The sequence below is a fragment of the Shewanella sp. genome, from assembly GCF_041630135.1.
Lineage (GTDB): Bacteria > Pseudomonadota > Gammaproteobacteria > Enterobacterales > Shewanellaceae > Shewanella.
The window spans coordinates 21,819-34,624 of sequence record NZ_JBFKLW010000023.1; the positions used below are offsets into that span (position 1 = coordinate 21,819).

Sequence of the window (12,806 nt, forward strand, 5' to 3'; positions counted from 1 at the left end):
AGTTACATCAAGGGAAAGAAGCGGCGTTATTAAACTAATTATCTATTTTTAATAGTTATTATGCAGGGAATACATTGCATAAGATAGGCTTCAGCCCCGTGTTTCACAAGGGCTTTTATTACTTTTGCCACTCAGGTCTGCTGAGGATCACCGAAATAACTGCCCTGGGCGGCGCTCACCCCCAAAATTTGCAGGGTTTGCCATTCTTCAAATGACCCCACCCCCTCGGCAAACACCTGCACTTCTGTCCGATATAAGCTGCCGATTAAACTGCGAACAAACAGTTGATTTTCTGGCCGTAAATCAATTTGACGCACCACAGAACGATGCAGCTTAATAAAATGAAAGCCCAATTCACGAATATATTGAGTACTGACTACCTGTTGCCCCACATGGTCAACACAAATCCGCGCCCCCATTTTACGCAGCATATTCAACTGAGGCTCAAGTTGCGCTCTGTGCTTTATGACCACATCCTCAGTCACCTCAAACACTAACCTTGACGCCAGATGGCGATACTCCAGCAATGTGGTTTGCAGCCAGCGCACAAAAGCACGGCTGGTAAGCGAATCAAAACTCAGATTAATACTGTAGTGCTTGGTTTGGTTGGCGCTGTCTGACATCAACTCAAACAAAGTTCGCTCCACCACCTGACGCTCAATTTGTGGCATCAGGCCACATTTTACTGCCATGGGAATAAACAGGGTCGCCCTCACAAGACTGCCCATGGGGTCTTTTACCCGGGTAAAAATTTCGTAATGATGGCGAGTACCATCACCTTCAGATACCGGCTGGGCAAAGGCCACAAACCGACGCTGAACCAACGCATTTTCCAAAAACGCCCGCCAACGGACAGAGCCTTTGGCAAACTCCTGATCCACTGCACCTTTATCGTACATAAACCAACTACTGGTTCCCTGTAGTTGTGCTGCGCGCAAAGCCATATCGGCTTCGTCCAGAAGCTGTTCAGTGGCATCGCCCTCTTTAAAATATGCGCCGCCAAGGTGAAAGAAATTGTCGGCCTCTTCCACCTTGGGTAAAGGCTGAGCCAGACAAATCTTCAACAGTTTATCAGCCAGGGCATCGGCTTCTGCGAGGGAAATTTGCGGCACCACAATGGCCAGTTGATTGTGAGAACGGCGGGCAAAGATGCTATTGGCCTGGGTTTGCAACACCAGATTGATTGCATTGATAGTGCCGTGAAGCAGCTCCAACACAGGCTCATCACCCAGCTCCTGTTGCAGAATGTCCAGATCTTCCATTTCAAGCAGATAAAGCACCCCGGGAGCCATCATGCCCTGTTCGCCGGACAATGCGTTAAGACGATTCTGTAAAAACAGTCGGTTACCTATGCGGGTTTGGGGGTCTAAGAAAGTATTGGAGCGAATGAATTTATCGAACCTGGCCCGTTCTTTATGGGCATCGGCCAATTCGGCCAACAACCGGCTCAGGGCGCGGTTAATCATTCGGGGCTTACCGTTGCCCGGTGCCTTGGCCGCCTGTTCCAGCTTGCCATCGAGAATGAGTTTACTGCGCTGTGCCAGGGCCTCAATGCCTTCCAATTCAGCAGAAAACCACAGGTAACCAAAACGCACAAAACCGCCCACCGCAGAAACACCCACCAGCAGGATCATAATTTCCCGCCAACCAAGCTCATGGCTTGAAAAGGGTCTGGGCAGTTCCAGACGCATCTTCAGCGCCTCATGCTCTTTGAGTACCTGTTCATAGAGCACCTTTTGCTGCTCTAAACCTGTATTACCCTGATATTCAAATACCAGTTCATCATTTTCAGTCAGGCGGAAATTGATGGCGTTGTAAGCAAGCAGCAACGGAGGCAGCCAGGAATCCAGCTCCCATGTACTGCCATTCTGATAATGGTTGATGAGCATGGTTTCCAGCTCAGCGACTTTTTGCTGTTGGAATTTATAGGTAAGCTGTACAAAACTCATCAGCGAGCTGAGCAAAAAAACAAAGGCCACGGCTGCCAGCGACATCATCCAGAAGCTGATGAGTTTTTTGGTCAGCATGCGTGTAAGTTGCATGGGAAAAGCCGTCCTGATTGTCGTTATTATTGTGCGGCATGGTCGGGAACCATTCAAATTGTTAAAAATTATCAGGTACTGAATAACAAAAGGCAACCTTGAAGGTTGCCTTTTGTGGTCTTGTGACACTCTGAGCCAGATTACTCGAAGTAATGCTCCGGCAGTGTAGCTATGGCAGCCACACCTGAATCGATAGCAGCCTGGGCAACAGCACGTGCAACCCGCGGCAACAAACGTGGATCCATGGGTTTAGGCAACACGTATTCGGCACCAAAACTCAGGCTGGTCACCTTGGGATAAGCTGCAAGCACAGTCTCTGGAACAGGCTCTTTGGCCAGTTCGGCAATGGCATGCACGGCAGCAATTTTCATCTCATCGTTAATACGTGAGGCTCGAACATCCAATGCGCCACGGAAGATAAACGGGAAGCACAGTACGTTATTAACTTGGTTAGGGTAATCGCTGCGACCGGTTCCCATAATGATGTCCTTACGGATATCGTGAGCCAGCTCAGGCTTGATCTCCGGATCCGGATTGGAGCAAGCGAAGATCACCGGATTATCCGCCATCAACAGCACGTCCTCAGCACTCAGCACATCAGGACCGGAGAGCCCCAAAAACACATCGGCACCTTTAATCACATCCTGCAGTGTGCGCTTGTCAGTGTTGTTGGCGAACAGCGCCTTGTATTCGTTGAGATCTTCACGGCGGGTATGAATAACGCCCTTGCGATCGAGCATATAAACATTCTCACGCTGGGCACCACACTTCACCAACATGGTCATACAGGCGATAGCAGCGGCGCCGGCACCCATACATACGAATACCGCTTTCTCAATAGATTTACCCTGAATTTCCAACGCATTGATCATGCCTGCTGCGGTCACAATGGCGGTGCCGTGCTGATCATCGTGGAACACAGGAATGGCGCAGCGTTCAATCAGCTCACGCTCAATTTCAAAACACTCCGGTGCCTTGATGTCCTCAAGGTTAATACCACCAAAGGTATCGGCGATAGCTTCAACAGTATTGATAAACTCTTCGGTGGTCCGGTGCTTCACCTGAATGTCGGTGGCATCAATATTGGCAAAATGCTTAAAAAGCAGCGCCTTTCCTTCCATTACCGGTTTGGACGCCAACGGCCCCAGATTGCCCAAACCCAAAATCGCGGTACCGTTGGAAATCACCGCAACCGTGTTTCCCTTGGCGGTATAGCGGTAGGCGTCGGCAGGATTGGACGCAATTTCACGCACAGGCTCAGCCACGCCCGGGCTGTAAGCAAGAGCCAAGTCCATGCTGGTTTGAGCCGGTTTGGTAAGACATACGGCCATTTTCCCAGGGACAGGAAATTCGTGATAATCGAGTGCTTGTTGACGGAGGTCTGCCATTTTTTAATCCTGAACGACGTTTTTTTGTTGGAAGTGCCCGGGAAAAGGACCTGACTCAGGCCAGGTTCGGAGCCCCTTAACCGAGGTCATTTAGATTACGCGAATTACCAGGGCTTTGAAACCGACTATCAACAAATTTCACTGACTTGGCACGCCAAGAGAAACCAAACCGTCATTTTCACAAGTTAACTCAATAAAACATTCGCAAAACCTGCCATTAACTTTGTAGTTTAAATACCTAACCTTCTCAAAAAACAACAGCAGCAGAGCGGATTTACAGCACATTGTGTAGAAAAATTACCAAATTAAATTCCAGTTTGGCGTTATTGCCCGCAGTTATAGGTTAAGCAAAGGAAAAAATAGCTTTCAGCACCAACTGCTCTGACCTCAGCTGCTTTGATACATTTTCTTTTCATGGTGCCCGGAATTGCCGAATAAAACATTGTCCCCATAAACAAAGAGGGCACCCCGCAGGGTGCCCTCTTTTAGAAATTCATTGCTGTTGCAATTACTTCTTGCCAAGCATACCGAAACGCTTGTTGAACTTGTCGATACGACCGCCGGTATCAACTACTTTCTGGGTGCCGGTGTAGAATGGGTGACAAGCACCACACACGTCCAGGTGCAGGTCTTTACCTACAGTAGAGTTGATCTTGATAACGTTACCACAAGTACAGGTGGCAGTGATCTGGGCGTATTCAGGATGGATACCTGGTTTCATCTGGGATTACCTCAAAGTATAAGGCCATGTCGCTCTTCCAACCCGAAGTCGGACACCACATGCTGTTAATAACAAGTATGTTAGGGCGCAGAATAGTACAGGAAGTCACCACCACTGACAAGCTGAATGTCACGGTATACGCCGCCGCGGTTACTCTTCACTGGCTTCAAAAACCAGCTTGGCATCTGTGATGTCAGGATAACGGGCGAGCAGCGCTGGCGACGGGCAATCGAGCTTGGCGTTTTGCTTCAGCCCCCCTATTTTCCCTTTATTAAACGCCTTTGGATTGGCATCAAACAAGGCAAGCATGGTGGCATAAACATTGGTGTTCCAGCGCGGGGCGTAACGGCTGGCTATGCGCCACAAGGTTTCCCCTTGCTGATAGTCCACTGAGCAGCTTTCCTCAGGCTCATTATCCGTAACTGGAGCAGACTTAATCTGAGGTGTCTGCGTGTTGGAAGCTGATGCTGAAAGATTGCCCGAAACCGCTGCGACCTTGACTGGCACTTGTGCCTGAGGCCGAGGTTTGGGTGTCAATGGCACCAAGCCCTTAGCTTCGCTGAACAGGGGTATTACCTTAGCCTCTCGCCATTGATTAACCACATACTCGCGAACAACCAGCTGCGCAGCGCTGTCGGAGACATTTTCAACCCCGGTCAACAGCAACATAAAGTTATTCAGCGGTTCGACCATCAGCTTTTCTTCACCCTTGCTCTGACGCACTACAAATTCGAGTCGGGAGAAATCGCTGCGCTCGGAAACGATATTGACTCTGAGACGCGGATGTTCACCCAAAGTAAACTGGCTTTTATTTATGCTGACATGGGATAAGCGTGCCTCGGCCGACGGCAACAGGCCGCCAAGCAGCAATGCGAGGATAAGGAGTCTGATCATTATTATTCCTGCTCTGGATTACGGCTGGCTGAGTTTGGACGCTGCCGTTACACTAGGGGCAACTCAAGCCAGATGTTCCTGATTATGCCACAGTTTGTTGAAGTTGCCCTGCCCGTTCCCATGCGCAGGAGCTACAGCTATCGACTTTCGCCAGACCTGCCACCACCTCGCCCCGGTGTGCGGGTGCGGGTGCCCTTTGGCAGGCAGCAATTAATAGGACTGGTGACTGCGGTAACCGACAGTTGCAGTCTGGCAGAGAACCAACTCAAAGATATTATTGAGCTTATTGATACTGAGCCCGCCCTTCCCGAACCACTCTATAAACTGACACTGTGGGCCGCAAGGTATTATTTCTGTAGCCAGGGACAGATGCTGACCCAGGCACTGCCGGTAGCTCTGAGAAAAGGTGCCGACGCAGCTCCCAAAAGCCGGATGATGCTAAGTCTCACCGACAAGGCGCATGAGGCTGGATTACCGGCCCTGAAAAGGGCGCCAGCCCAGCAAAAACTGGCTGAAATGCTGCTTGCCGCTTCCATGAGTATGGATGAATTCAATGCCCAGGAGCTCAGCAAGGCCGCGCTAAAAGGACTGGAAGATAAAGGTTGGCTCAAACGTGAAGAAGTGGCAGTTGAGGTTAACCTTGGCTGGCGCGGGCAACTTGAACTCGGCGAAGCGCCACACAAACTCAATAAAGAACAGGCCATTGCCGTTGCCGCCATTAACGGCAGTAGCGGCTACAGCACTACACTGCTGGAAGGCATTACCGGCTCAGGCAAAACAGAGGTGTATCTTGCCGTGCTGGAAAAGGTGCTGGGCGAAGGCAAACAGGCGCTGATCCTGGTGCCAGAAATTGGCCTGACACCGCAAACCATCGACCGCTTTCGTCGCCGCTTTAAGGTAGAAGTGGCGGTGATTCATTCGAATCTCACCGACAACCAACGGCTCGACGCCTGGCGCGCCGGACGCAGCGGCGAGGCTGCCATCATCATTGGCACCCGCTCAGCACTCTTTACCCCCATGGCCTTCCCCGGGGTAATAATTCTCGACGAAGAGCACGACAGCTCATTCAAACAGCAGGAGGGTGTGGGCTATCACGCCCGGGATCTGGCAGTAATGCGCGGCCATTTGGAAGAGATCCCTGTGCTGCTGGGCTCGGCCACCCCGTCACTGGAATCGCTGCAAAATGCCCTGTCTGGCCGCTATCACCATCTGCATCTTGGGGAGCGCGCCGGTAACGCCAAAAAAGTGCGTCAGGGCATTATCGACATCCGCAATCAGCCCCTTAAAGCGGGCATGTCAGCGGCGCTGCTCAATGAAATGCGGCTGCATCTGGACGCTGGCAATCAGGTACTGCTGTTTTTGAACCGTCGTGGCTTCGCCCCAGCGCTATTGTGCCACGAGTGCGGCCACCTCCATGAATGCGATCGCTGCGATGCCTTCTTTACCGTGCATCAAAAGCTTGGCGAAATCCGCTGCCATCACTGCGGTAACCAATATGCCATTCCACGTCAGTGCCACAATTGTGGCTCTACCATGTTAATGGGTCAGGGCATAGGTACAGAGCAGCTCGAGCAAGTACTAAAAGAAGAGTTTCCCAAATACCCGGTGGTGCGCATCGACCGCGACACAACCCGCCTTAAGGGCTCACTGGAAAACCACTTAAAGGCCATTCATCGCGGCGACTATAAGATTCTGGTGGGCACCCAGATGCTGGCCAAAGGCCATCACTTTCCGGATGTGACTCTGGTGGGCCTGCTGGATGTGGACGGTGCCCTGTTCAGCGCCGATTTCCGCGCCCCGGAACGCTTTGGCCAGCTTTATACCCAGGTGGCAGGTCGCGCTGGCCGTGCCGCCAAGCCCGGCACTGTGCTGTTGCAAACCCACCAGAGCGATAACCCCATTCTCAGGGAACTGATGCACAAGGGCTATGGCGACTTTGCCCGTAACCAGCTTGAAGAGCGCAAGCAAGCTGCCCTGCCACCCGCCTGGCATATGGTGCTGGCCCGCGCCGAAGCCCACAGAGCAGAAGATGCAGAAGCCTTTTTGGGTGCCATTGCCGCCATGTTGCCAAGGGACAAAGGCTTTGAAGTGATAGGCCCCCTGCCCGCCCCCATGGACAGAAAGGCCGGCAAACACAGACGCCAGTTGATGTTTCAGGCCGAGCAGCGCCAGGGCTTGCAACAGGCGCTGGAAGCCATTTTGCCCGCTATCGACCTGCTGCCCGAAGCCAAGCGCTGCCGCTGGAGCCTCGACCGCGACCCTCAGGACTTACTGTAAAAAAACGCGGCCTTGGCCGCGTTTTTCAGTTGGTTCACTCAGCGAAACAGCGCCAGTTGGCCTGTATCAAGGTGCACCTGATTAGGGAACAAATCCACCAGCAGAAATGGGCTTAAACCAAACCAGCTCGCCAATTGGGCAAAGTATTGCTGAAACCGATTTTCAGGGAAGGCCATAGGTCTTTAATTGTTAGCGAGTCAGTTGTAGATATTGGCGACAGGTATTTGTACATATGATGACAGAAGCGTTTTGAAAACCATCAGAAAAACCACGAAAAACGGTCAAATCTGCCACTGAGACCGACCCTTCTAGCTTGTCATAAGCATTTGTTTTAAAAGCATTCAAAACTTTTCAAAAAGAATCACATCCAACTTTTGTTGGTCCTTCTTATGCTGTGCAATACCCAGTCCCCTGCCGGGACAACACGGAAGCTCATACATTAAGGACTCAATCATGGAAAACTCCCTCTTTAGTTACCGCGGACTCTTGTTGCCACTGGCACTGTGTCTGACTGCCTGCGGTGGCAGCAGCGATGACGACACCAGCCCGGAACCCACAACCCCGGCCCAGTTAGCCATCGGCGGCAGCATCAGTGGCCTTGGCAGCACTATAGGCCTGACCCTGACTGCAGGTTCCACCCAAACCCAAAACTTTACCGGGAACAGTTTTCAATTTTCCACCAGCGTGACCGAGGGCAGCAGTTTCAGCATCAGCATCAGCGCCCAACCCGACGGCCAGGTGTGCACTATCACAGGCGCCAGCGGCACTCTGAGCAACAGCAATGCCAACGCGGCCCAGATCAGCTGCGCCAGCGTGCAGGCGGGACTCTTTCTCGACAGCCCCGTGGCCGGCATTGGCTACCGCACCGAGACCCAAAGCGGCGTCACCGATGCCATGGGCCATTACCAGTATTTGCCGGGCGAAACCGTGGTGTTCTTTATTGGCGATCTGACCTTTCCTTCGGTTGCCGCCACTGGGCTGCTGACCCCCAATGATTTTGCCGAAGGTGACGCCACCACAGTGTCGAACATCGCCCGCATCCTGCAAACACTGGATGAGGACAAGGACCCCAGCAACGGCATTACCCTAACCCAAGCCAGCACCGATGCCTTTACCGGCACAGCGCTTGATATCGGCAGCACTGGCTTTGCCAACGCCGTTGCCCCAGTGCTCACCACCCTGGATAACCGCATCCTGGTGAGTGATGCCGACGCCAAGGCCCACGTTGAAACCTCGCTGCGGCAACAACTAATTGGCAGCTGGCTGTATACGGAAGGCGAAGGCATGCGCAACGTGCTTACCTTCGTAGATGACAGCCACTATGTGATCCTGCACGAGCACACTGATGATGGCGATCAGCAGGCAGGCAGCGCCGAGCTTGGCAGTTACGAGTGGAACCCCCAAACCGGGGACATCAGCCTGACCCTGATTGACGAGTCAGACAACAGCGGCGGCTTTTTCGATGGTGGCAGTCACGAAATCCAATCCATGACCCTCGGCGAATCCCTGACCCTCAGCTTCAGCGAAGGCGAAATTGCCCTTAGCCGTATCGATGACAGCAGCAGCCCGATTTCAGGCTCCTGGAAAGTATGGGAAGAAGAGGATGAAAACCTCACTGTGGTGGTATTTCTGTCCGCCACAGACTACGCGCTGGTGCACACCAACAATCTGGAGAGCTACGGCGAATCCACGCCTCAGGCGCTGTCCGGTGAGTTTGGCAAATACCAGTGGACTGACGCAGGTTTCAGTGTCACAGGCGTGACCGTGGACTCGGACGGTCCGGGCGGTCTTTTTGATGCCGACAGCAGTACCAGCGGCGACACCCTTACCCTGAAATCCTTTGGTGAGATCTGGTTTACTGACGCTGAAGATGGCCGCTTCAGCCTGCCAAAACTCGAGCGTTTCAGCGCCATGTTGCAAGACTACGGCAGCGACAAGCCTCTCGGGCAGGTCAGTCTGGTTCGCAGCAGCGAAGGCTTTAGTGATACAGATGTGCTATCACAGCAATTCAGTATGAATTTCAAACTGTTCGAAGGGGAAACTGGCACCTTCCACGTGTACTTCGGTGCCGATGGCGTGGGCAGTGTCTGGGAAGGTGACGAGCCCAGTCTGGCCATGAGCTGGCGCATCAATATGGCAGGCTCCATCGAGATAAACTACACAGACAGCAGCGAAACCCAGTTCGAGATGGTGCTGGCCCCCATCGAAGGCAAAGCCAATGCGGTGCTTATCTCGCTGACATCGTCAGAAGATGAAGACTCGCTGTGGCAAAGCCAAATGCTTGCCGAGTCCGTCAACTAAGCTCGCAGCAACGCCACAAAAACCGCAACACCACGAAAAATGCAGCCATTTGGCTGCATTTTTTCTTAATCGGCCAACAAAAAAATCGCGGCTAAAAAAGCCGCGCAAGCAGGGATGTCGATGATAACTGGGAAATCAGTGGTAAATGCTCGCCAGATAAGCAAACAGCAGCGCAAATCCTGTGAAGAAAATAAGCGCTACAGCAAATACATACGCCAGAGTGCTATCTTGTTCCGGTCGCTCATCCGCATCATAGACGATGGGAGAAACGAATCCCGCGAACAAACTCAGGATATCCAACATGTGTAACCTCCTTGTCCAACCAACCTTGGGCGACTATGCAACAACCATGATGAAACCAGTCTTTGCTGTGCGTGAAGACTTATTTATTCAGTGCCAGCCAGCACGGCAAGCAGTGTGAGTACATCAGATAAAAAAATCGCGGCTAAAAAGCCGCGCAAGGTGGGATGTCAATGATAAATGTTCGCCAGGTAAGCAAACAGGAGTGAGAAACAGGTTAAAAAAGTGAGGCCTCCGAGTACAAAATAAAGCAGGCTCTTGTCTCGCCTTACCGACTCGAGGAGGCCAGCTGGGTAGATCAGCGCCAGCAAGATCAATATGTGAATCAACACATCCAGCAGAATAAACATCCATGTCTAACGAACCATGGTCTTCACTATGCAACAGTGACCATGAACTCCCCCTTGGCCAGGCATGAATTAATGTTCATCTATCGCACGGCCACCCAAGCCTTGTGTTTTTGCTCAAAAACTTCTTTCTACCAATAGCCAGTGAAGACACCAACGGCTAGAATACGCGGTTACTCCGTTAAATCTTGCAGTCAACAGATACAGGCCGATGAAAGAACTCATTCAATCCTTGCTCGAACAAACCCTTGAATCCTTGAAAGCCCAGGGCATAGTGCCCGCCGACTTTGAAGCGCGCATTCAGGTCGACCGAACCAAGGACAAGAGCCATGGCGATCTGGCCACCAATCTGGCCATGATGCTGACCAAGGTCGCCGGTAAGCCGCCAAGGGTGTTGGCGCAGCTGATTATCGACAATCTGCCAGCCTCGGCGCAGGTAGCCAAGGTCGAGATTGCCGGCCCCGGTTTTATCAACTTCTTTATCGACGACAACGCTTTGGCCAACCAGCTCAAGGCCGCCATCGGCGATGCCATGCTGGGCGTAAAAGCAGCCGCCGCTCAAACCGTGGTGGTGGACTACTCCTCCCCCAATCTCGCCAAGGAAATGCACGTAGGTCACCTGCGTTCCACCATCATTGGTGACAGCGTGGTGCGCGCGCTGGAATTCCTCGGCCACAATGTCATCCGTCAAAACCACGTAGGTGACTGGGGTACCCAGTTCGGCATGCTGCTGGCCTACATGGAAGAGCTGCGCGCCCAGGGCGACGACAAGGCCAATCTGGAACTGTCAGATCTTGAAAGCTTCTACCGCGCGGCCAAGCTGCGCTTTGACGAATCCGACGACTTCGCCACCCGCGCCCGCCGCTTGGTGGTTGAGCTGCAAAGCGGCGATGAGTACTGCAACAAGCTGTGGCGCGAATTCAACGATATCTCCCTGAGCCACTGCCACGACGTATACGCCCGCCTGGGCGTGAGCCTGACCCGCAAAGACGTACACGGTGAGAGCGCCTACAACGCAGACCTCGCTCAGGTTGTGGCCGATCTGGATGCCAAAGGCCTGCTCGCCATCAGCGACGGCGCCAAGGTGGTATTCCAGGAAGAGTTCCGTAACAAAGACGGCGAGCCACTGCCGGTGATCATCCAGAAGGCCGATGGCGGCTTCCTGTATGCCACCACTGACATGGCCGCCATGCGCTACCGCTCAGGTGTGCTGAATGCCGACCGCGTGCTCTATTTTGTAGATTTGCGTCAGGCGCTGCACTTCCAGCAGGTGTTCAGCCTGGCCCGCACCGCCGGTTTCGTGCGTGACAACATGACCCTCGAACACATGGGCTTTGGCACCATGAATGGCGAAGACGGCCGTCCCTTCAAGACCCGCTCCGGCGGCGTGGTGAAGCTGGTTGACCTGCTCGATGAAGCCGTTGAGCGTGCTGAGCAGCTGGTTCGCAGCAAGAACCCGGATATGGATGAGGCTGAAGTCAAAGAAATCGCCCGCGTGGTTGGCATTGCCTCGGTGAAATACGCCGACCTGTCCAAGAACCGCAGCAGCGATTACATCTTCAGCTTCGAGCAGATGCTGAGCTTCGAAGGCAACACAGCTCCCTACCTGCTGTACGCCTACACCCGCGTTGCCGGTATCTTCAAGAAAGCCGAGGACATTGATTTGTCCGCCGCCGAGCTGGTGCTGGATCACGACAAAGAGAAAGAACTGGGTAACAAGCTGGCCCAGTTCGGCGAAATCCTTGCCCGTATGGTGGACAAGGGCCAGCCGCACATTCTCTGTGGTTACCTGTACGAACTTGCCGGCGCCTTCTCCAGCTTCTATGAGGCCTGCCCTGTGCTTAACGCCGACAGCGAAGCTGCCCGTGACAGCCGTCTGCTGCTGTCCCGTCTGACCGCCGACACCCTCAGGCAGGGCCTGTCACTGCTGGGCATAGAAACACTGGAGCGCATGTAATCCATGAGTCGCGATTACGCCAATCGAGCGCCACGGGGTAAAGGCCGTGGCGGCCGCAAGGGGGGGGCCGCGCCCCGGCGTATGCCTTGGGTTGCGCTGACTGTGGTACTGGCGCTGCTGCTGGGTTTCGGCTATTTCCTGTGGACCATCAAGGGCAGCGCCGACCGAGAAGAGCCCACAGCAGAAGCCAGAGCCGAAACCAAAACCAGCAAGCCCAAAAAAGATCCCAACGCCCTGCCGCCCAAGCCGCAGGAAGAGTGGACCTATCTGCAGGAGCTTGAAAACAAGCAGGTTGAAGTGGATGTACCGGCACAGGATACCCTGCGCGCCACCGGCCCATACCAGATGCAATGCGGCTCATTCCGCGAAGAATCCCAGGCCGAGAAGATGAAGGCAGTTATCGCCTTCCAGGGCATGGAAGCACAAATTCGCAAGTCACAGGGCAGCAATGGTGCCTGGTACAAGGTGGTAATTGGCCCCTATGAGCGCAAGCGCGATGCCGAGCGCGCCCGCCATAAATTGCAGGCCATCGGCATGAACACCTGCCAAATCTGGCTTTGGCAATAAGGGTTGTTGTAA

General features: G+C 53.3%; 10 protein-coding genes. 4 read left to right on the forward strand and 6 right to left on the reverse strand.

Annotation, left to right across the window (positions count from 1 at the left end):
* Positions 1-131 precede the first annotated feature (131 nt).
* The 4 genes from csrD to ABYK60_RS08385 all read right to left on the reverse strand — a co-directional run bounded on the left by csrD (position 132) and on the right by ABYK60_RS08385 (position 5,045).
* Positions 132-2,042, reverse strand: a complete 1,911-nt coding sequence (csrD, locus tag ABYK60_RS08370; RefSeq protein ID WP_372871531.1) for an RNase E specificity factor CsrD — start codon at positions 2,040-2,042, stop codon at positions 132-134.
* A 140-nt stretch (positions 2,043-2,182) separates the two neighbouring features.
* On the reverse strand, positions 2,183-3,430 hold the full coding sequence (locus ABYK60_RS08375; RefSeq protein ID WP_372871532.1) for a malic enzyme-like NAD(P)-binding protein: 1,248 nt from the start codon (positions 3,428-3,430) through the stop codon (positions 2,183-2,185).
* Between the two features lie 508 nt (positions 3,431-3,938).
* Positions 3,939-4,151 (reverse strand): 50S ribosomal protein L31, encoded by a 213-nt coding sequence (rpmE, locus tag ABYK60_RS08380; protein WP_011758567.1) that lies wholly within the window; start codon positions 4,149-4,151, stop codon positions 3,939-3,941.
* A gap of 150 nt (positions 4,152-4,301) precedes the next feature.
* Complete coding sequence (locus ABYK60_RS08385; protein ID WP_372871533.1) at positions 4,302-5,045, reverse strand: FimV/HubP family polar landmark protein; 744 nt, start codon at positions 5,043-5,045, stop codon at positions 4,302-4,304.
* Between the two features lie 84 nt (positions 5,046-5,129).
* Here ABYK60_RS08385 and priA point away from each other — a divergent pair, with 84 nt between their 5' ends.
* Complete coding sequence (gene priA, locus ABYK60_RS08390) at positions 5,130-7,322, forward strand: primosomal protein N' (protein ID WP_372871561.1); 2,193 nt, start codon at positions 5,130-5,132, stop codon at positions 7,320-7,322.
* A 38-nt stretch (positions 7,323-7,360) separates the two neighbouring features.
* Here priA and ABYK60_RS08395 read toward each other — a convergent pair whose 3' ends face one another.
* The gene (locus ABYK60_RS08395) at positions 7,361-7,498 is read right to left on the reverse strand and encodes a hypothetical protein (protein ID WP_372871534.1); all 138 of its coding nucleotides are present in this window, start codon (positions 7,496-7,498) and stop codon (positions 7,361-7,363) included.
* Between the two features lie 277 nt (positions 7,499-7,775).
* On the opposite strand from ABYK60_RS08395, the gene ABYK60_RS08400 reads away from it, so the two are divergent.
* On the forward strand, positions 7,776-9,623 hold the full coding sequence (locus ABYK60_RS08400) for a hypothetical protein (RefSeq protein WP_372871535.1): 1,848 nt from the start codon (positions 7,776-7,778) through the stop codon (positions 9,621-9,623).
* A gap of 135 nt (positions 9,624-9,758) precedes the next feature.
* Here ABYK60_RS08400 and ABYK60_RS08405 read toward each other — a convergent pair whose 3' ends face one another.
* Entirely contained in the window at positions 9,759-9,926 is a 168-nt protein-coding gene (locus tag ABYK60_RS08405) for a hypothetical protein (RefSeq protein ID WP_372871536.1), read from the reverse strand.
* A 555-nt stretch (positions 9,927-10,481) separates the two neighbouring features.
* On the opposite strand from ABYK60_RS08405, the gene argS reads away from it, so the two are divergent.
* Both argS and ABYK60_RS08415 read left to right on the forward strand, forming a co-directional pair.
* A complete protein-coding gene (argS, locus tag ABYK60_RS08410; RefSeq protein WP_372871537.1) occupies positions 10,482-12,227 on the forward strand; it encodes an arginine--tRNA ligase in 1,746 nt (581 codons plus the stop codon).
* 3 nt (positions 12,228-12,230) lie between these two features.
* Positions 12,231-12,794: an SPOR domain-containing protein gene (locus tag ABYK60_RS08415; RefSeq protein WP_372871538.1), complete on the forward strand. Its 564-nt coding sequence runs from the start codon at positions 12,231-12,233 to the stop codon at positions 12,792-12,794.
* Positions 12,795-12,806: the final 12 nt, after the last annotated feature.

Excerpts from the sequence above, each read along its gene's own strand:
- rpmE (WP_011758567.1), bottom strand. The coding sequence starts at position 4,151 with ATGAAACCAGGTATCCATCCTGAATACGCCCAGATCACTGCCACCTGT.
- ABYK60_RS08375 (WP_372871532.1), bottom strand. The coding sequence starts at position 3,430 with ATGGCAGACCTCCGTCAACAAGCACTCGATTATCACGAATTTCCTGTC.
- ABYK60_RS08385 (WP_372871533.1), bottom strand. The coding sequence starts at position 5,045 with ATGATCAGACTCCTTATCCTCGCATTGCTGCTTGGCGGCCTGTTGCCG.
- ABYK60_RS08395 (WP_372871534.1), bottom strand. The coding sequence starts at position 7,498 with ATGGCCTTCCCTGAAAATCGGTTTCAGCAATACTTTGCCCAATTGGCG.
- ABYK60_RS08405 (WP_372871536.1), bottom strand. The coding sequence starts at position 9,926 with ATGTTGGATATCCTGAGTTTGTTCGCGGGATTCGTTTCTCCCATCGTC.
- ABYK60_RS08400 (WP_372871535.1), top strand. The coding sequence starts at position 7,776 with ATGGAAAACTCCCTCTTTAGTTACCGCGGACTCTTGTTGCCACTGGCA.
- priA (WP_372871561.1), top strand. The coding sequence starts at position 5,130 with ATGCCACAGTTTGTTGAAGTTGCCCTGCCCGTTCCCATGCGCAGGAGC.
- csrD (WP_372871531.1), bottom strand. The coding sequence starts at position 2,042 with ATGCAACTTACACGCATGCTGACCAAAAAACTCATCAGCTTCTGGATG.
- argS (WP_372871537.1), top strand. The coding sequence starts at position 10,482 with ATGAAAGAACTCATTCAATCCTTGCTCGAACAAACCCTTGAATCCTTG.
- ABYK60_RS08415 (WP_372871538.1), top strand. The coding sequence starts at position 12,231 with ATGAGTCGCGATTACGCCAATCGAGCGCCACGGGGTAAAGGCCGTGGC.